This is a genomic window from Arthrobacter sp. NPDC090010 (assembly GCF_044748305.1).
In the GTDB taxonomy this organism is placed as follows: domain Bacteria; phylum Actinomycetota; class Actinomycetes; order Actinomycetales; family Micrococcaceae; genus Arthrobacter_E.
In genome coordinates this window covers 19,069-38,478 of sequence record NZ_JBIVFT010000008.1, presented here as the reverse complement: position 1 = coordinate 38,478, position 19,410 = coordinate 19,069, and the positions used below count along the sequence as shown (strand labels likewise).

At 66.7% G+C, this 19,410-nt stretch carries 18 protein-coding genes; 7 read left to right on the top strand and 11 right to left on the bottom strand.

The genetic code is table 11. From position 1 onward, the window contains the following. Window position 1: 1 nt before the first annotated feature. From ACIPXZ_RS12600 to ACIPXZ_RS12575, 6 genes are all read right to left on the bottom strand, one after another. Window positions 2-1,444, bottom strand: a complete 1,443-nt coding sequence (locus ACIPXZ_RS12600) for a pseudouridine synthase (RefSeq protein ID WP_400594680.1) — start codon at window positions 1,442-1,444, stop codon at window positions 2-4. 541 nt (window positions 1,445-1,985) lie between these two features. Beyond that, window positions 1,986-2,972, bottom strand: coding sequence for a hypothetical protein (locus tag ACIPXZ_RS12595; RefSeq protein ID WP_400594677.1), 987 nt, complete (start codon window positions 2,970-2,972; stop codon window positions 1,986-1,988). A 306-nt stretch (window positions 2,973-3,278) separates the two neighbouring features. Then, entirely contained in the window at window positions 3,279-3,845 is a 567-nt protein-coding gene (scpB, locus tag ACIPXZ_RS12590) for an SMC-Scp complex subunit ScpB (protein ID WP_400594674.1), read from the bottom strand. Then, window positions 3,835-4,806, bottom strand: coding sequence for a segregation and condensation protein A (locus ACIPXZ_RS12585; protein WP_400594671.1), 972 nt, complete (start codon window positions 4,804-4,806; stop codon window positions 3,835-3,837). Before ACIPXZ_RS12585 ends, scpB begins: the two co-directional genes overlap by 11 nt. Window positions 4,807-4,814: 8 nt before the next feature. Beyond that, on the bottom strand, window positions 4,815-5,705 hold the full coding sequence (locus ACIPXZ_RS12580; RefSeq protein ID WP_400594668.1) for a ParA family protein: 891 nt from the start codon (window positions 5,703-5,705) through the stop codon (window positions 4,815-4,817). Between the two features lie 133 nt (window positions 5,706-5,838). Continuing rightward, window positions 5,839-7,185: a cation:dicarboxylate symporter family transporter gene (locus tag ACIPXZ_RS12575; protein ID WP_400594666.1), complete on the bottom strand. Its 1,347-nt coding sequence runs from the start codon at window positions 7,183-7,185 to the stop codon at window positions 5,839-5,841. A gap of 145 nt (window positions 7,186-7,330) precedes the next feature. On the opposite strand from ACIPXZ_RS12575, the gene ACIPXZ_RS12570 reads away from it, so the two are divergent. From ACIPXZ_RS12570 to ACIPXZ_RS12540, 7 genes are all read left to right on the top strand, one after another. Next, the gene (locus ACIPXZ_RS12570) at window positions 7,331-9,037 is read left to right on the top strand and encodes an ATP-binding protein (protein WP_400595043.1); all 1,707 of its coding nucleotides are present in this window, start codon (window positions 7,331-7,333) and stop codon (window positions 9,035-9,037) included. After that, the gene (locus ACIPXZ_RS12565) at window positions 9,034-9,747 is read left to right on the top strand and encodes a response regulator (protein WP_400594663.1); all 714 of its coding nucleotides are present in this window, start codon (window positions 9,034-9,036) and stop codon (window positions 9,745-9,747) included. The genes ACIPXZ_RS12570 and ACIPXZ_RS12565 overlap by 4 nt, the downstream gene beginning before the upstream one ends. A gap of 37 nt (window positions 9,748-9,784) precedes the next feature. After that, entirely contained in the window at window positions 9,785-10,546 is a 762-nt protein-coding gene (locus ACIPXZ_RS12560) for an SGNH/GDSL hydrolase family protein (protein WP_400594660.1), read from the top strand. An 88-nt stretch (window positions 10,547-10,634) separates the two neighbouring features. Further along, window positions 10,635-11,330, top strand: a complete 696-nt coding sequence (locus tag ACIPXZ_RS12555) for a GntR family transcriptional regulator (RefSeq protein ID WP_400594658.1) — start codon at window positions 10,635-10,637, stop codon at window positions 11,328-11,330. Continuing rightward, entirely contained in the window at window positions 11,327-12,844 is a 1,518-nt protein-coding gene (locus tag ACIPXZ_RS12550) for an MmgE/PrpD family protein (protein WP_400594656.1), read from the top strand. Before ACIPXZ_RS12555 ends, ACIPXZ_RS12550 begins: the two co-directional genes overlap by 4 nt. Further along, complete coding sequence (gene prpB, locus ACIPXZ_RS12545; protein ID WP_400594654.1) at window positions 12,844-13,752, top strand: methylisocitrate lyase; 909 nt, start codon at window positions 12,844-12,846, stop codon at window positions 13,750-13,752. The genes ACIPXZ_RS12550 and prpB overlap by 1 nt, the downstream gene beginning before the upstream one ends. A 91-nt stretch (window positions 13,753-13,843) precedes the next feature. After that, entirely contained in the window at window positions 13,844-15,001 is a 1,158-nt protein-coding gene (locus ACIPXZ_RS12540; RefSeq protein ID WP_400594652.1) for a bifunctional 2-methylcitrate synthase/citrate synthase, read from the top strand. Window positions 15,002-15,054: 53 nt separating this feature from the next. Here the strand turns inward: ACIPXZ_RS12540 and ACIPXZ_RS12535 are convergent, their stop codons facing one another. The 5 genes from ACIPXZ_RS12535 to ACIPXZ_RS12515 all read right to left on the bottom strand — a co-directional run bounded on the left by ACIPXZ_RS12535 (window position 15,055) and on the right by ACIPXZ_RS12515 (window position 19,327). Beyond that, complete coding sequence (locus ACIPXZ_RS12535) at window positions 15,055-15,555, bottom strand: 8-oxo-dGTP diphosphatase (protein ID WP_400594650.1); 501 nt, start codon at window positions 15,553-15,555, stop codon at window positions 15,055-15,057. 34 nt (window positions 15,556-15,589) lie between these two features. Then, window positions 15,590-16,084 carry a hypothetical protein gene (locus tag ACIPXZ_RS12530; protein ID WP_400594648.1) on the bottom strand — a complete coding sequence of 165 codons (495 nt, stop codon included), beginning with the start codon at window positions 16,082-16,084 and terminating at the stop codon, window positions 15,590-15,592. A 589-nt stretch (window positions 16,085-16,673) separates the two neighbouring features. After that, window positions 16,674-16,931: a hypothetical protein gene (locus tag ACIPXZ_RS12525; protein ID WP_400594646.1), complete on the bottom strand. Its 258-nt coding sequence runs from the start codon at window positions 16,929-16,931 to the stop codon at window positions 16,674-16,676. A 714-nt stretch (window positions 16,932-17,645) separates the two neighbouring features. After that, the gene (xerD, locus tag ACIPXZ_RS12520; protein ID WP_400595041.1) at window positions 17,646-18,629 is read right to left on the bottom strand and encodes a site-specific tyrosine recombinase XerD; all 984 of its coding nucleotides are present in this window, start codon (window positions 18,627-18,629) and stop codon (window positions 17,646-17,648) included. Further along, entirely contained in the window at window positions 18,626-19,327 is a 702-nt protein-coding gene (locus ACIPXZ_RS12515; protein ID WP_400594644.1) for an NUDIX domain-containing protein, read from the bottom strand. The genes xerD and ACIPXZ_RS12515 overlap by 4 nt, the downstream gene beginning before the upstream one ends. Window positions 19,328-19,410 lie beyond the last annotated feature (83 nt).

Genomic DNA, 19,410 nt, shown 5'->3' with positions numbered 1-19,410 from the left:
CTTACAGCCCCACCGCGGCCATCAGGTGGCCGAGTTCCTGCTTGCCGAGGCGGCGGATGCTGCCCTGCTTCTGGTCGCCCAGGCCGATGGGGCCGACCTTCAGGCGCACCAGGCGCAGCACCGGGAAGCCGACGGCGTCGAAGAGACGGCGCACGATGCGGTTCTTGCCCGAGTGCAGCACGACCTCGATCAGGACCTTGCCGGGGGTCGAGTCGACCAGGCGGAAGGAATCGACGGCGGTGACACCGTCCTCCAGCTCGATGCCGGCCAGCATCTGCTTGCTGATGCCGTGCGGGAACGGGCCGCGCACCTGGACCAGGTAGGTCTTGGGCACCTCGTAGGACGGGTGGGTGAGGCGGTTGGCGAGTTCACCGTCGTTGGTCAGGAGCAGAAGACCCTCGGTCTCGGCGTCCAGACGTCCGACGTGGAACAGACGCTCGCCGCGCAGCAGGCTCGGCTTGATGTAGTCGCTGATGCAGCGGCGGCCTTCCGGATCCGTCATCGTGGAGACGACGCCCTTGGGCTTGTTGAACGCGTAGTAGACGAGCGAGTCGTTGAGCTGCAGACGGATCCCGTCGACGTGGATGGCGACGGTCTCCGGGTCGACGCGCAGGCCGAGCTCGGTGACGATCTGGCCGTCGACCTCGACGCGCCCCTCTTCGATCATCTCTTCACAGATGCGGCGACTGGCAACCCCGGCCTGAGCCATGAGCTTCTGCAGGCGCACGCCTTCAGTGCTGTGAAGGTCGTGGTCCGGGGTGTTGCGGCGCGGTGCGCGACGCGGAGTCTGAGCGCGATTGACCGGGCCCTTGTACTCGCCGAAACGCTCATTGCCGAACGGTGCACTGGGGCCGGCGGTGGGCCGGGCCGTGCCTTGGCGGTTGCTGCCGGGCTTGCGGGTGCCCCCGACGGTGCCTGCTCCGCCGCGGCCGGTTCCGGCCTTTGGCTTGCCGGCCTTGGTGAAGCCCGGCTTGCTGGAGTTGGGGCGGTTGGGCTTGCGGGCGCCGTCCTTGGTGAAGGCGTCGCGGTCGGAGCCGAAGCGATCCGAGCCATTGCGGCCCCGGCCATCGCGGTCCGAGGAACGGCCTGCGCCCTGGCTGCGGTCGGGGCGGCCGAAGCGGTCGCTGCGCTCGTATCCGCGGTCGTTCCGCTCGTATCCGCCGCGCTCGCTGCGTCCTGCGCCCTGGCTGCGGCCCTGGCCCTGTGAACGGCCGGCGCCTTGTGTGCGGCCTGCACCCTGTGTGCGGCTCTGGCTCGAGCCGCCGCGGGAGGACCCGCCCTGGCCGAACCCGCCGTCGCGGCGTCCGCCGTCGTTGTCGCTGCGCCCGCCCTGCTGGGCGTCGCGGCCGTACTTACTGAAGCCCGAAGAGGCCTGGCGGCGGCTGCCGCCCTGATTACGGGCATTATCGCCCCGGTGTGAACCCTGTCGTCCCGACTGTGTCATGACCTGTGCCTTAAATTGTGGTGTTTCCGGTTTCGCGCCCCGAACCCCCGGACCGGGAGGCCGCCCCTGAGGGGTTCCTGTCCCGCCGAGCGAGCGCCGGCCGCCTGACGGCATGCCAAAAGAAGGGCCGAAGCCCGGTACCAGTCTACCGGATGGCCTCGCCCCGCCGAGGGAGACCTTGCTTACAGTCCGGCCTCCACGAGCGCTGTTTCGCGCCCTGCCCGGGCCGGGTACCGCCCGTACCGTGCCAGGTCTGGCCCCTCCCTCCCGTGCCCCTCCCTCCCGTGCCCCACCCTGCCGTGCCCCACCCTGCCGAGGTGGGGGGGTTTGGGGGGGGGGGGGGGGGTGTGGCCCCCCAACACCCGCAAACCCCCCCCCCCGGCGTGGGGGGTGTTTGGGTTCTCTTTGTGTTTTTCCCCCCCCCCCCCCCCCCCAAACCCCACGAACTCGGCGGGGTCCGCTGACTGCGGTCTGCCCGGCCTACGGGGCGCGGCCGCTCACGGGCAGGGACCTCACACCTCGGCCCGGCGCCCCTCAGGCCTCAGGCCTCAGGCCTCAGACGGGCCTTCGCCCACGCGGCGTGGATCCGGTGTTTCACGCCGAGCGGGTCGTCCAGGTCCTTCCAGTCGATCCTGACGAAGATCCAGCCCATCTCCATGAGGCGACGTTCCCGGATGCGTTCGTCGGCGATCGCCTCATCGGTGGGGACATCCCCGAAGTACTTGATCCGCCCGTCGAACTCCAGTGCGACCTTGAGCTCCGGCCACGCGAAGTCCAGACGGCGGATTCCCCTGTCTGTGGTGACAGCGAACTGCGAGACCGGCATGGAAATGTTCATCTCCCAGAGAAGAAAGCGCGTGCGGGTCTCGCCCATCGATTCACTCTTCGCGTCGCCGAGTTCCAATGCCTGCCTCAGATTGACCACACCGCGATGGCCTCTCATTTTCTCCGCATAGCCGGCAAGGAGCCGATGATCGGCTCCCCTGCGGAGCGCCTGATCCATCACCACGAGGCTCCCTTCCAGATCCAGAACGCGGCAACAGTCGACGACGGTTCGTTCGAGAGAGGTCATCGAAAACTGGCCGTGGTTCGTCAGTTCCGCATCCTTCAGAGGGATGTAATGGGCCACGGTGCGCGAATCCGATCGGTATCGGTTCGGGCGCGATGCGAAGGTGACGTGGACAAACTCGTCGGCGTGCCACATCTGACAGCCGTGGAGGCGGGCCGCAGACACGTGGCTGTAGACGAACGCCCGGTTCCGCCGTCGTGCATAGACCTTCTGGTGCGCTTCGAGACGGAGCCGCGCCCGTTCGACACCACGCAGCGCCGCAGCGTGGTCCCTCAGGGCGAAGGCACCTCTCTGGATTCTGAGCAGGCCACCCGAATCAATCAATTGTCTGCGCGCCTGCGCCCCGATCCCCAGAGATGACAGCTCAGAGGACGTCCAGACCGTCGTCCCCGGAGCAAGTCGTTTCAGGAGCGCATGAGCAGTCGAGGAGGTGAGTACTGGCTGTTTCGCACGGTTCATAGACCGATGAAAACGCTGAAGCCGCGGTCACGGCAGGGTCCTGTTCCCCCATGGGTACAACTCGCCGGCCGCCCCTGTGGAGACTGGTCCTGCTGAGTTCGTGGGTTCCGGCTGAATTCGTGGACTTAATCCACGAATTCAGCCGGAACCCACGAACTCGGCAGGAAAGGCCCGAAGGAACCCACGAACTCGGCAGGAAAGGCCGGAAGGAACCCACGAACTCAGCGGAGAGGGCAGGAGGACGCAGAAGGCAGGAGAAGGCAGGAGCCCGGCGCGAGCCCAGGAGCACCGCGACGAAGCCTCGTCCTAGCGTCCCGGGTAGATGGCCGTGGATTCGTCCAGGCCCGGGAGGTATGGGGAGATGGCCGGCAGTTCGGAGAGGTCCTTCACACCGAGACGCTCCAGGAAGTACGCCGTGGTCCGGTACTGGATGGACCCGGACTCGGGATCGGTCCCGGATTCCTCCACCAGGCCGCGCTGCACCAGCGTTTTCATCACCGAATCCACGTTCACGCCGCGGATCGCCGATACCCGGGCCCTCGACACCGGCTGCCGGTATGCCACCACAGCCAGGGTCTCCAGCGCCGCCTGTGTCAGCCGGGCGGTCTGCCCGTCCATCACGAAGCGCTGCACCACTTCGGCATGCACCGGCCGCGAATAGATCCGCCAGCCGCCGGCGAGATTCCTCAGCTCGAATCCCCGCGCCCGTCCGGCGCTGCCGCCGTCGTATTCCTCCCGCAGGGCGGCCAGACCGGCTTCGACCTCGGGCTCCGGCACCTCCAGAGCAGACGCCAGCTGGACCGCGGACACCGGCTCATCCACCACCATGAGCACCGCCTCCAGCGCGGAAAGCAGGCCTTCCTCAACGTCCACTGCCGTCCCCTTCCTCATCCGGCGTCTCGCCGGTCAGTGCCGGGCCGCCATCGACGCCCGGCTCGTCGCCGTCCTCACGCTCCGGCCCATCGAAATCCGATGCCACGGAATCCACGCCACCGTGCCCCGTCCACCGAACTGTCAGCTCCCCGAGCGCCTCAAGCTGGTCGAAGGTGACGGCCCGGTCCCGGAACAGTTCCAGAAGTGCCAGGAACCGCGCGATCACCACCTGGGCGTTCAGGGCGTCCGCCACGAGGGAACGGAAACTCAGCTGATGTTCGGCCTGGAGTCTCAACGCGATCAGTTCCGCCTGCTCCCGAACGCTCACCGGCGCACTGTGCAGATGATCCACCTGCACCTCGGGCGGGGTCTCGTCGCGAGGTGCCAGCACCTTCGCCGCAAGCTGCGCGAAATCGTCCGGTCCGTGCTTCCAGACCAGTTCCGGCAGCAGCGCGGCGAAATGCGGTTCCAGGGAGACCAGCCGCGGGAAGCGCCGCGCCTCCTGAGTCAACTCGTCCCCGAGCTGGGCGGCCACTTCCTTGAACGCCTTGTACTGGAGCAGACGGGCGAAGAGCAGGTCGCGCGCCTCCAGGACGGCCAGATCCTCCTCGGGATCAAGTTCACCGGCGGGCAGGAGCCGTGCCGCTTTGATGTCCAGGAGTGTGGCGGCGATGACCAGGAACTCGCTGGCCTCATCCAGCGCCCACTCCTCGCCTTGTTCCTGCAAGGCGCGGATGTAGGCGATGAACTCATCCGTCACGGTCGCCAGCGCGACCTCGGTGACATCCATCTCGCGCTTGGAGATCAGGCTCAGCAGAAGATCGAAAGGGCCGCTGAAGTTGTCCAGCCGGACCTGGAAGCCCTTGACCTCCTCGGCGGCGGCACCTTCAGCCGCTTCCACCCCGGAACGCACGACGACGGCGACGTCTCCGCCGTCGTCGTGTGTCTGTTCAGCCGTCATGGCCGTGCTTACGGGGCACCGCCGCGCTCGATGAGTTCCTTGGCCAGCTGCCGGTAGGCCTCGGCCCCGGGGTGATTGCTGGCGTACTGGGTGATCGGCTCGGCGGCCACGGTGGCGTCGGCGAATTTGATGGTGCGCTTGATGACGGTCTCGAAGACCTTGTCGCCGAACGCCTCCACCAGCCGGTTGATGACCTCCCGGCTGTGCAGTGTCCGCGCGTCGTACATGGTGGCCAGCACGCCGTCCACGGTCAGGCGCGGGTTGAGCCGGTCCTGGACCTTTTCAATGGTCTCCACCAGGAGCGCCACGGCGCGCAGGGCGAAGAACTCACAGATGAGCGGGATGATGACGCCATGCGCCGCGGTGAGCGCATTGACGGTCAGCAGACCCAGGGACGGCTGGCAGTCGATGAGGACGACGTCGTAATCGTCCTCGACCTTCCGCAGAGCGCTGGCGAGCACCTGCTCACGGGCCACCTCATTGACGAGCTGGACTTCGGCCGCCGAGAGGTCGATGTTGGCCGGCAGCAGGTCCACGCCTTCGACGCCGGTGGGCTGGATGGCGTCCCGGACGTCGACCTTGCGGTCCATGAGCACGTTGTAGACGGTGACGTCCAGCTCGTGCGGGTTGGTGCCGAAACCGGCGGAGAGCGCGCCCTGCGGGTCGAAGTCCACCAACAGGACGCGGCGCCCGAATTCGGCGAGCGCCGCGGCCAGGTTGATGGTCGAGGTGGTCTTGCCCACCCCGCCCTTCTGGTTCACCATGGCGATGATCCGGGCGGGACCGTGCGACTGGAGCGGTTCCGGGGTGGGGAACTCACGCAATGGCCTGCCCGTGGGACCGAGTTTGACGTCCTCTTCGGTGGTACCCAGCGTGGTCGTTCCCTGTTCGCGGTTCACGTGACGATCCACTTCTTCCTGCGTCGCTTGAAATCACTTGCCTGAGCACCACCATAACGGTTACGACACGCTGGGTCGGGGATCTTGACAAAGTCGCCCCGGTGAGCCTTGACCTTCAAGTAGAGGGTCAAGGTTAGACCCGGGCGGGCTCCCCTCCGGACACGCCGGCCTCGTCCTGAGCGGGCTCCGCGCCGTGCCCGTCGGCGAGCATGGTGCGCTCATCAAAGGGCAGTTCACCTGCAAGGACGCTCCGCACCTTCTCGTTGTCGATCTCCTTCACCCAGGTGCCGATGAGCACTGTCGCCACGGCGTTGCCGGTGAAGTTGGTCAGAGCACGCGCCTCAGACATGAACCGGTCGATCCCGACGATCACGCCGACGCCGCCGAGCAGCTCCGGGCGGTGGGCCTGAAGACCCGCGGCGAGGGTCGCGAGTCCCGCACCGGTGACACCGGCTGCACCCTTGGAGGCGATGATCATGAAGATCAGCAGGGAGATCTGCTCCCCCAGGCCCAGCGGAGTCCCCATCGCATTGGCCACGAAGAGCGAAGCCATGGTCAGGTAGATGGCCGTGCCGTCCAGGTTGAAGGAGTACCCGGTGGGAACGGTCACGCCGACCACGGGCTTGGAGACGCCCAGGTGCTCCATCTTGGCGATGAGCCGCGGCAGCGCCGCTTCCGAGGAGGAGGTCGAGAAGATGAGCAGGTACTCACGGGCCAGATAGCGCATGAGGCTGAAAACATTCACACCGGCGACGACACGCAGCAGCGTTCCGAGCACCAGGACGATGAACAGGATGCACGTCAGGTAGAAGGCGATCATCAGCGTCAGCATGCTCAGGATGGCCTTGGGACCGGTGGCGCCCACCACGGAGGCGATCGCGCCGAAGGCACCCAGCGGGGCGATCCACATGATCATGACCAGGATCCGGAAGACGAGCTTCTGGGCATGCCCGATGGCCTTGAGGATGGGAGCACCCTGGCTCCCCATGCGCTGCACGGCGAAGCCGACCAGAATGGCCACCAGGAGAGTCGGCAGGACCGGGATGTCCCCCGGGATGATGCCCAGCAGGAAGTCGACGGTGCTGTCCGTCGCCGCCTTCTTGTTCGGGTCGTACGGCGTGAGCTTGAGACCCTCGCCCGGATGGATGAGGTTGCCCACCACGAGGCCGATGGCCAGGGCGAAGGTGGACATGATGAGGAAGTAGCCCAGGGCGAGACCGCCGACCTTGCCCACTGTGGCTGCCTTCGCGATGGATCCGATGCCCAGCACGATGGTGCAGAAGATGACAGGGGCGATCATCATCTTGATGAGCTTGATGAAGCCGTCACCCAGAGGCTTGAGGGACTTGCCCACCTCCGGGAAGAGAATGCCCACCACCGCTCCGAGCACCACCGCGGCGATGACGGCGATGTAGAGGTAGTGGGATGATTCAAGGCGTTTGCCGCGCGCCGCCGTTGGCGCCGGGTTCCGCTGGGTCATGCCGATGCTCCTTGGGAGTCCTGGCGCAACCGGGATGGCGGCGCCTCATGCGACCATGGTGGCCTGGGGCGTGACGCAGGTCACCCTTGCGGTCATATTGGTCGCGGGTCTGAATCGCACGAAGGAGAGTGGAACGCTGAAACGACTGATGTCCCGTTGGAGCATCGCACGCCGCCTATTCGTGACGAACCTGCTGCTCGTGCTCACGGCCTCCGTTGCGGCCAGTGCCTTCGCCGCCATCGACATCCGCACGCGCAGCTATGACGACGCCGGGCAGCGCACCCAGAGCGTCGCGTCCGCCGTCGCGGCCAGCCCCCTGGTGCTGCAGGCTGCGCTCAGCGCGAGTCCTTCAGCAACCCTGCAGCCGTACGCGGTGCAGGTCATGAACCGGGGCCACGTGGACTTCCTGACGATCATGGCCCCGGACCGCACCCGCTGGACTCACGCGAACCCCTCGGAGATCGGCAAGCCGTATCTGGGCACCGTGCAGCCCGCTCTGGAAGGACAGGATTTCACCGAGACGTACACGGGAACGCTCGGCCCTTCGGTCCGGACCATCGTTCCCGTCAAAGACGGGCATGGGACGGTCCGGGCGCTCGTGTCCGCCGGGGTGACCGTGCAGAACGTGGACGCCGGCATCGGGGTGAGGCTCCTCGCCATCGTGCTGCTCGCCGCAAGCCTGGTCGCGGGTGGGGCTTTGGTCTCATGGCTTCTGGGCCGCTACCTCCGCCGGGTCACCCATGGCTGGGGCCCGGAACAGCTGGCTCAGCTTTTCGCCTATTACGAATCCGTGCTGCATTCGGTCCGCGAGGGCGTGGTCCTGGTGGACACCCGGGGCCGGGCCGTGATCTACAACGACCAGGCGGCCGAGCTGCTCGGACTGGACACCGCCACCCACGATCCGGGCGACGACGGCGCACCGTCCGGGCCGTGGCCCCGCTCCTTCCCCGCCATCGACTCGCTGCCGTTGGAATCCAGTCTCCGGGAGCTGTTCGCCTCGGGCCGGCAGGCCCGGGATGAGATCCATCTGGCCGGACCGCGCGTGCTGGTGGTCAACCAGCAAGACGCGGTGGAGCAGGATGCCGGGTCCCGGGGCAAGGCACGCCGGCTGGGCACGGTCGCCACGCTGAGGGACCGCACGGAGATCGAATCCCTCGGCTCCGAGCTGGCCACCACCAGGACCCTGTCCGACGCACTCCGGGCCCAGACCCACGAACACGCCAACCGCCTGCACCTCATGGTCTCCCTCATGGAGCTCGGCCGGACCCCGGAGGCCTTGGAACTGGCCACCCGTGACCTGGAACTGGGCCAGCGCCTGGCCGACGACCTCCTCGGCGCGGTGGACGAACCGGTGCTGACGGCTCTCGTGATGGGCAAATCGGCGGAGGCCCACGAACGTGGGGTGCAGCTCGACCTCGAGACGTCCTCACTGCCCACCGCCTTGGACCTTCCGGTGCAGGATCTCGTGACGGTGCTGGGCAATCTGCTGGACAACGCGATCGACGCCGCAGCGGCGGCACCCGCGCCACGGAACGTCAGGCTCGGGGTCCGCGCAGACGGCGACGACGTCGTCCTCACCGTTCAGGACAGCGGCAGCGGATTCGCACCCGGCACCCTCGAGAGGGCCTTCGAATTCGGCTACTCGACGAAGCCCAGCCGGCACGGGCGCGGCGTCGGACTCGCACTGGTCCGGCAGACCGTGCGACGGCTGGGTGGCACACTGGATGCGGACCCCGGCCGGGCGCCGTCGCCGGCCACCGCGGACTCCGAGGCGATGCTGCACGGCGCCCGCTTCACCGTGACCCTGCCCCAGAACAGCGCCGCGGACACAGCCCAGCAAGGAGAATCATGACCCCCATCCGCGTGCTCGTCGTGGAGGACGAGCCGATCGCCCGGGAGGCCCATGCCGCCTACCTGGAACGGCTGGACGGCTTCGAACTCGCCGGCAGCGTGGCCGGCGGGCAAGAGGCTCTCAAGGCGCTCGTGCAGGCTCAGGAGCGGGGTGAGACTGTGGATCTGATGCTGCTCGACATGAATCTGCCCGACCTCCACGGCCTGGACGTCGCCCGACGGATGCGCGGAGCGGGACTCCTGACCGACATCATCGCCATCACCGCCGTACGGGAATTGGCGGTGGTCCAGGGCGCCATCGCCAGCGGCGTCGTCCAGTACCTCATCAAGCCGTTCACCTATGCGACGTTCGCCGAGAAGCTGCAGAACTACCGGGCCTTCCGCGAGCGCCTCGGAACAGCAGGTGAGACGGGAGCCGAACACGCGCCACCGGTGGATCAGGATGCCGTGGATCAGGCCTTCGCCACTCTGCGTGCCCGGGTCGAACTGCCCCTGCCCAAGGGGATCTCCAGCGCCACACTCGCCGCCGTGCGTGAGCTGGTCACGGGCTCCGCATCGCCGCTGTCCGCGACCGAGCTGGCCGAACTCGCCAATCTCTCGCGGGTGACCGCCCGGCGGTACCTGGAACATCTCGTCAGCGCCGGAGTCCTCACGAGCAGTCCCCGGTACGGCACCCCCGGCCGGCCGGAGAACGAGTACCGTGGTAAGTAGGAAACGGCACAGCCCTGCCACAGAATCGTCCGCAACCATGGGAGACATGCGTATCCTGGAACGACTTTCGGAGGCCCCCCGCCTCCTCCTGGGACGCCCCAGGAGGCTTCTGGCCGGACTCCTTGCAACCGCAGCCCTCGCCACGGCCCTCACGGCCTGCACCGCCGCCCAGGGCGACGGGCTGACGATGGCGCCCGTCCCCATGGAGGCCACCGCACCCGCCGCGGATGTCGTGGTGATCGGGGATTCGCTCAGCACGGGGCTGATGACTTCGCCCGCTGATGCCTGGCCCACCCTCATCCAGAACAAGCTCAGCAGTTCGACGCCGGCGAAGAGCGCGCCGCGCTCGCTGTACAACGCGGCGGAGAACGGTGCCGGATACATCGCCCAGGGATCCGCCGGTGACACTTTCGGCGACGAAGTCCGCCGGGCCGTGACGAACGGGAGCAAAGAGGTGCTCTTCTTCGGCTCGGACAACGATCTGGGTGACAATCCTGACGACATCGCCCGGGCCGCAGCCTCGGCCCTGGCCCAGGCTCACGCGCAGGCTCCGAAGGCCACGCTCATCGTGGTCGGGCCGCCCTCGTACTCGGAGACCCCGGACTCCGCTCTGACGGCGATCCGGGACGCGTTGCAGAGCGCGAGCAAGCAGGAGGGGGCACGCTTCGTGGACCCGATCACGGAGGACTGGATCGCCCCTCAGGCCGCGCAGTTGCTGGCCGACGACGGCGAGCACCCCTCAGTGGCCGGGCATCAGCTTCTTGCGAGCAAGATGGAGACCCTGCTCGGCATCGCCTGACACTCTTCTTTGTATACATTTCCTCTAAAATTCACGAGAATTCACGGGATATCGCCCACAAATACCAGTTTGTGTATACACTCAACTCGTGAGAGCCAGTGATCGCGCTTACCAGCAACTACGTCAGGACATCATCTCCTGGCGTCTGGAACCGGGTACCGTCCTGGCCGAACTCGACCAGGCCGCACGCCTGGGCGTGAGCCGCACCCCCGTCCGGGAGGCACTCTCCCGGCTGATCGCCGAAGGCCTGGCGACCACCGAAGGACGCCGCGGCGTCGTCGTCGCCGAACTCTCGGTGGCCGACCTCGAACAGCTCTTCGAACTCCGCGAAACCCTGGAAAGCCGTGCCGCCGCCCAGGCCGCGGAGCGCGGCGACCGCGAGCGCTTCGCCGTCCTCCAGCGACGTTTCGACATCAGCGAAGGCTCCCTGACGGGCCCCGCCGACGTCGAGTCCTACTACGCCCTGGTCGGAGAACTCGACACCGCTCTGGACGAGGAGTGCGGCAACGGCTACCTGGCACTGGCGCTGCGTCAGCTCCGTCCCCATCTGCAACGGCTCCGGCGGCTCGCCCATGACAACCCCGAGCGGCTCGCCGGGTCCGCACGGGAACACCGCTCCATCGCCGCCGCCATCGCTGCCGGGAACCCCGGGCTGGCCGCGGCGGCCACGACGGTGCACCTGCACGCCAGCCTCGATCATCTCCACCACAGCCAGAGCGGCCAGGGCACCCTGGCACCGGCTCTTGCACCCTTCACCCCAACACAGGAAAGCGAGTCACGGTGAAACTCCACAACGTCCGCGTCCACCGCAGCGAAGAGAATCTGAGCCGGGAAGACCAGCTCGCCTACAAGATCGCCCAGGTGGCCACCGACGCCGTGCCCGTGGATCCCGAGGTCACGGACATGGTCATCAACCGCATCATCGACAACGCCTCGGTGGCCGTCGCCTCGCTGAACCGCGGCCCGATCGTCGCCGCCCGTGCCCAGGCACTCAGCCACGCCCCGTCCGCGGGCGGCCACGGCGCCACGGTGTTCGGAATCCAGGAGAAGGTCTCCCCCGAATGGGCCGCCTGGGCCAACGGAGTGGCGGTCCGCGAGCTGGACTATCACGACACCTTCCTGGCCGCCGACTACTCCCACCCCGGCGACAACATCCCTCCCCTGCTCGCCGTCGCACAGCACGTCGGGGCCTCCGGAGCGGACCTCCTGCGCGGAATCGCCACTGGCTACGAGGTACAGGTGGACCTGGTCAAGGCCATCTGCCTGCATGCCCACAAGATCGACCACGTCGCCCACCTCGGCCCGTCCGCAGCGGCCGGCATCGGCACCCTCCTTGGACTCGACACCGAGACCGTCTTCCAGTCCGTCGGGCAGGCGCTGCACACCACCACCGCCACCCGTCAGTCCCGCAAGGGCGAGATCTCCACGTGGAAGGCCCACGCCCCGGCGTTCGCGGGCAAGATGGCCGTCGAGGCGGCGGACCGTGCGATGCGTGGCCAGACCTCACCCGTTCCGATCTATGAGGGCGAGGACGGCGTGATCGCCTGGATGCTGGACGGTCCCGACGCCTCCTACGAGGTGCCGCTGCCTGAGCCGGGTGAGGCCAAGCGTGCCATCCTGGACACCTACACCAAGGAGCACTCCGCGGAGTACCAGGCGCAAGCCTGGATCGACCTGGCCCGCAAGCTCCACACCGAGCACCCCGAGGTCACGGACCCCGCGAACGTCGCGAGCATCGTGATCCACACCAGCCACCACACCCACTACGTGATCGGCTCCGGAGCGGGCGATCCGCAGAAGTACTCCCCCACGGCCAGCCGCGAGACGCTGGATCACTCGATCCCGTACATCTTCACCGTGGCGCTGCAGGACGGCCGCTGGCACCATGTGGACTCCTACGCCCCCGAGCGCGCCGCGCGCCCGGACACGGTGGATCTCTGGCACAAGGTGACCACCGAGGAGGACGCCGAGTGGACCCGCCGGTACCACTCTCTGGACATCTCGGAGAAGGCGTTCGGCGGCCGCGTGGTCATCACCCTCAACGACGGCGGCGTGGTCGAGGACGAGATCGCCGTCGCGGACGCCCATCCGCTCGGGGCCCGGCCCTTCGCCCGCGAACAGTACATCGGCAAGTTCCGCTCCCTGGCCGAGGGGCTCGTCGAACCCGCCGAGATCGAGCGCTTCCTGGACACCGTCCAGCGGCTTCCCGAACTGGCCGCAGGCGAGCTGGACCAGCTCAACATCCAGGCCGCCCCCGGCGTCGTCGATCTCGCCGCCGCACCGAAGGGACTCTTCTGATGCTGTACTCCCAGCGGACCCCGGAGCAGAAGCGCCGCCTGCTGCGGGAACTGCTCGCCTCCGGGCGGACCGTGCAGTTCCCGGGCGCCTTCAATCCGCTGTCAGCGCGCCTCATCGAGGAGAAGGGGTTCGACGGCGTCTACATCTCCGGCGCCGTCCTGGCCAATGATCTGGGGCTGCCGGACATCGGGCTCACCACGCTGACGGAGGTAGCCACCCGCGCCGGGCAGATCGCCCGGATGACCGAGCTGCCGGCCCTGGTGGACGCGGACACGGGTTTCGGCGAACCGATGAACGTGGCCCGCACCATCCAAGAACTGGAGAATGCGGGCTTGGCCGGCTGCCACATCGAGGACCAGGTGAACCCCAAGCGCTGTGGGCACCTGGACGGCAAGTCGGTCGTCGATGCCGACACGGCCGTGCGCCGCATCCAGGCCGCCGCCCAGGCGCGCCGGGATCCGGACTTCCTCATCATGGCCCGCACGGACATCCGGGCGTCCGAAGGACTCGCTGCCGCCCAGGACCGGGCCCGCGCCCTGGTCGCCGCCGGCGCCGACGCCCTCTTCCCGGAAGCCATGAAGACTCTGGACGAGTTCGCCGCCATCCGGGAGGCCGTGGATGTCCCGATCCTTGCCAACATGACGGAGTTCGGGCAGAGTGAGCTTTTCACCCTGGACCAGCTCTCCTCGGTGGGCGTGAACATGGTCATCTACCCTGTCACGTTGCTGCGCAGCGCACTGGGCGCGGCGGAACGGGTCCTGGACACGATCCGCGCGGACGGTACGCAGCAGGCGGCCGTGCCGGACATGCTGACCCGGGCACGTCTCTACGAGCTGGTGGACTACCAGGGCTACAACCAGTTCGATACCGGCGTCTTCAATTTCCAGGTGCCCGGCACGTCCCGCTGACGGCCACCGCTCTGTCATCCCGTTCGAAGCTGATTCACAGGAAGCAGTCCCAGAATCGGCCCTGAAGGCTTCATCCGACGAAGGAGTCACCATGAGCACCACACCCACCGAGAGCACCCTCGAGATCAAGAAGGGCCTGGCCGGCGTGGTGGTGGATTACACCGCCATCTCGAAGGTCAACCCGGAGAGCAACTCCCTGCTGTACCGCGGTTATCCCGTGCAGGAACTGGCCGCCGCCAAGAGCTTCGAGGAGGTCGCTTACCTGCTCTGGCACGGCGAGCTGCCCGGAGAAGCGGAACTGGCGTCCTTCACCGCCCGCGAGCGCGCGGGCCGCGCTCTGGACCCGGTCCTGAAGTCCGTGATCGATTCTCTTCCGACCACGGCGCACCCCATGGACGTGTGCCGCACCGCGGCCTCGGTCCTCGGCGCCCGCCATCCACAGGCCGAGGACTCCAGCCCGGAGGCCAACCTCGCCAAGGCGATCGACCTGTGGGCGGCCATGCCCGCCGTCGTCGCCTATGACCAGCGCCGCCGGCACGGTCAGGAAGCAGTGCCGCCGCGCGAGGACCTGGGCTACGCGGCCAACTTCCTCTGGATGAGTTTCGAGGAGGAGGCGGCACCCGCCGTCGTCGACGCCTTCAACGTCTCGATGATCCTGTACGCGGAGCACTCCTTCAACGCCTCCACGTTCACGGCCCGTGTCATCACCTCGACCCTGGCCGATCTGCATTCGGCGGTCACCGGTGCCATCGGCGCCCTCAAGGGCCCCCTGCACGGCGGTGCCAACGAGGCCGTCATGCACACCTTCGAGGAACTCGGGATCGACCCCTCGGAGTCCGCCGAGGACGCCGCCTCCCGGGCGAAGGCCTGGATGGAGGATGCGCTTGCGGCCAAGAAGAAGGTCATGGGTTTCGGCCACCGCGTGTACAAGCACGGTGATTCCCGGGTGCCGACCATGAAGGCCGCGCTGGACGCCATGATCGAACACTATGAGCGGCCCGAGCTGCTGGGTCTGTACAACGGCCTGGAGCAGGCGATGGACGAGGCGAAGGGCATCAAGCCCAATCTGGACTACCCGGCCGGTCCGGTCTATCACCTGATGGGTTTCGACACCCCGACCTTCACGCCCATCTTCGTGGCCAGCCGGATCGTCGGCTGGACCGCGCACGTCATGGAACAACTGGGCGCCAATTCCCTCATCCGCCCGCTGAGCGCGTACAACGGGCCGGAGGAACGGCACCTGAGCTGACGTCCACGCACGACGGCGGGCCGGTCACCCTGGGTGACCGGCCCGCCGTCGTTTCAGCGGTGCACCACGTCGCGGACGGTCGCGTTGTCCGTATTGAGCGTCACGTCCACGTCCAGCACGGCGCCGCTGAGGGCCAGCGGAAGCCAGTGGTCGGCGTCCTGCCACATGCGTTCGACGGGCAGCGCGTCCACGGCGAACCACTCGGGGGCGATCTCGGGGCTCTCGCGGGGTTCCCCGTCCCATCGGGAGGCGAGGAAGAGCCGGGTGTCCATGTTCCACTCGGGCCGGGCGGGAAAGACGAAACGGACCATCCCGGCATCCGTCAGATCCGCCTCACGGACGCTGACACCGGTCTCTTCGAAGACTTCGCGGCAGGCGGCCTGGGCATCGCTCTCCCCCGGCTCGACGTGGCCGCCGACACCCACGATCTTTCCCGCTCCGAAACCGGTCTTCTTCAGGCCCAGCAGGACCTCCCGGGCGGGCGATCCCTCCGACGGCGACGCCCCGGCGCGTGGGCGGAGCAGGAAGCAGAGGGCAACGGGCGCAGCGGTCACGCTGCCATGTTATCGAACAGGACGCCTCGAGGACCTACCTCTCGTATTCGATGACAGTTCCGGGTGGAGCAGGTTCGACCTGGGCGACCCTGACCACGCGGTGTGCCGACGTCACCGACATCAACTCTTCTCGAACCACACGGCGCAGCAACGACTCCGTCTCCTCCCGTCGGACCTCTTCGGCCATGGGACGGAAGAGGAGCACGTAGGCAAGAGCGAAACCCAAGGACCCAAAGATCAACGTGATGGACGTATCCGCGGAGCGTTCGGAACCAAAATCTGCCATCACCGCCGTGAACCAGGCGAAACCCACCGCTACCGCGCCCGAAGCATTCGAGACCAATGGCCGCCACACCCGTCGAATACAAAATCCGAATCCGGTTCCGACGTACACGAGCCCAAGGACCAAGAGGAATTTCGCATCACTAGCGAGAGCCTCCGGCGCGAACCACACAAGTGTCAGACACGTCACGATGACGATGGCCACGCTGATCGCGTACGTCATCAGGAGTCTGCGTACGAGCTGCATCTGCACATTCTCCACTCACTTGTAGTTGACCGCAGTCACTTCGCACGGTGTTTTCGATACACCGCACAGCCTCGTAACGGTCACAGTTCAGGGACTTCCCCTGTGCTCCGCAAGTGTCGAAACGCGGCTTCTAGTGCCGCCACCCTCGCTTCCAGCGACGAGGGGGACGTGTCGACGCGGCGGAAGGATTGTGCCAGCATCGGAACCACTACTCTACGATTCCACTTGTGTGACACGTAGGGGATACCGGAGTCTCGTCCTGTGCCATGCACGTCAATTGCAGCCTCGAGCTCATAGGCGCGGCCCGTCGGGCTCTTGCCTTCGCGGAGCCCGAGATTCTGGAGTTCACTTCCGACTACGGACGGGTTGGAGACTCCTAGCTCGAGCGCCAGCTCCCGGAGACCAACCCACTCTGTCGGCGCTTCTCGCGGTTCACTATTTGTCATGGCTAGGACACTACCAGAGCGCCTGACAATTATTGACGATCAGCCTGAGAATATTTGTCACATGTGCCAACGGAGCCTTCTCGACCCCCTCTTTCCGACCCTACCGTTAGGAGTCGCGGACGGTGCGACAAATGCCCGTTCGATCACGGGTTCGTACCACACTTCTCAGGCTTGGATTTTTCCCACACACTGGCAGAGCCCATGGCCCCGTTAGGGAACTTGCCCGTACTACGGACAAACATCTTGAAGGTGGTGTATCGCAGATCGGCACAGATCACCTCCGGGCTTGTCTGAGTCAACGAGGCGACACCCTGGTTAAAGCTGTTCCACGGCCCACCGACCTTCTGAAGCCCCCACCACACTTCCTTATACATCTCAGTGGACTGGCTGATGCTGATCATCGGAGTTCCACACGTTGTCCTAGGGTGAGCGCCGACAGTGCCATGGGGATATTTCCAACCGGAGGTCCGCTTGTAAACATCCCCGGTGAAGATACTGCACTTGAAGCCCATCGGCCCCTTGATCGGAACAGACGCGCTCATCGTCCCCAGAGCGGGGGCGCTGAACTCTCCTGTTGCATTCTTCTCCGACTCCTTGAACTGGGACCATGTGAGGTCGTCGGGACCGGGAGCCAAAACGGAAGCGCTGTAGACCGGAGCGTCCACAGGCGCATCCGGCGCCTGCGGAACGGCGTTAGAAGGGCTCACTCCCAGCCCCGCCAACAAAGCGATTACAGTAGCAGTTATGAGTAATTTTCGCTTCATAAAACGAGAGAGTAAAGACCAAACGAACGTATTGTCAACGAGTGACAGGAATTCTGTCGATTCCGAGGTGTGGATCGTCCGAAATGATGACCCTGACCCAGCACACAACATCCTTGGTGTCTTTGCTACAGCCGATGAGGCCGAGGTCTACGCCGAGGAAGTGGGACACCACTATGAGAACGGGGTGATCTACAACGGCTTCCCTGTTCCTTTCAGACGAGCACCGGCCACGGAGTACGGTCCGGGAGACACGGAGTAAGCACTTTTCCTGACCGCGAGACGCCAGTTGAGCACAGTTCCGTTGCCACGGACTGTGCTCAACTGGCGTTTCGCGAAGGAGTGCCGCTCAGCTCAGCCCAGCGCCCGGGGATGGGCCGCCGCATAGACCTCACGCAAAGTGTCGGCGGTGACCAGGGTGTAGATCTGGGTGGTGGTGACGGAAGCGTGGCCCAGGAGCTCCTGGACCACACGGACGTCGGCGCCGCCTTCCAGCAGATGCGTGGCGAAGGAATGCCTCAGAGTGTGGGGCGAGATGTCCCGTTGGATCCCGGCACGCTCCGCCGCCGCCTTCAGGATCGCCCAGGCGCTCTGCCTGCTGATCCGGCCTCCTCGGACATTGAGGAAAAGGGCCGGCGTGCCCTTGCCTTTCGCGGACAGCCCCGGCCGGCCTCGCACCAGATAGGCCTCCAGGGCGCGGGCCGCGTAGCTGCCCAGAGGCACGATCCGCTCCTTCGATCCCTTGCCGAACAGCCGCACCAGCGCGGGCCCGTCGCCGTCCTCCTGCACGAGGGCCAGATCGTCGACGTCCAGACCCACCGCTTCACTGATGCGGGCACCCGTGGAATACAGGAACTCGAGCAGTGCCGCGTCCCGCAGGCCGGCGGGCGTATCAGTGGGGACGGCCTGCAGAATGCGTTCCACCTCGGAGAAAGGGATGGCCTTGGGCAGTCGTTTGCCGGGCATCGGAGGCCGCACCTCGTGCGCCGGATCGCTCGGCGTGACGCCTTCCAGCGCCCAGAATTTGTGCAGTCCCCGGACTGCGACGATCGTCCGCGCCGCCGAGCGGACCCCCAGCACCGAACCTCCGTCCGCGCCGTCGTGCAACGCCTGTGCGAAGGCGCTGACCTGCGCCCGCCCCACCTCCTGGGGCTCTCCGATCCCGGCAGCGGCAAGAAAGCGCGCGTAACGTCCAAGATCACGCTCGTAGGACTGCAGGGTGTTGCGCGCCAATCCGCGTTCCACGGCGAGGTGCTGAAGATACTGCCGGATACCGCGTTCGACGGCGGTGGGCGGCGCGGTGCCGGAGTCCCCCGTCCGGCCGTGCGCAGAACTCATCGGAACCGCGGGTGCGCCGGCCACGGGGCATCCGCCGGGCGCAAGCCGGCGGCGTCGAGCGCCGCCCCGTTCAGTTCCCCACCGGCGCGCTGCACCGCGGCGTTGAGTGCCAGGATGCCGACCACGGTGGAGACATTGTGGATCCGGCCTTCCAGGATCGCGGTGACGAGCTCCTGAAGCGTGACCCAGGCGTACTCGAACTCGGCCTCCTCATCGGTCCGCACGTGGCGCTCGGCCTCCGGCACCGGGCTCAGACCGGTGGCGACGAAAACCCTGAGGGCCTCGGATGAACCCCCGGGCGAGTTGAAGAAGTCGACCAGGACGTGCCAGTCGGCTGCTTCCAGGTCGGCTTCCTCGGCGAGTTCCCGTGCGGCGGCGGGCTGCGGTCCCTCGCCGTCCACATCGAGGAGGCCCGCGGGGATCTCCCAGAGGTCCATTCCCACCGGGTGGCGGTACTGCTTGAGGACCATGATCCTGCCGTCGTCGTCGACCGGGATGACGGCGACCGCCCCCGTGTGATCCACGTAGTCGCGCACCATGCTGTGCCCCTCGTCGTCGAGGCTGACAGTGTCCGAGACGACATTCCAGACCCGGCCTTCGAAAGCGGTACGGCGGTTCTTCAGGGGACGCGGGTGGAAAGCATCCTCAAGCAGCTCGTCCGTTGGTTCCCGCTGCTCAGCGCCGGGTGACTGGCTCATGACTCTCCTTCGTTCGCCGGGTGTGCACGGCCTTTAACGACAATAGCGGCGTCCGGGAAAGGACGCCGCCATTGACCCGGCCT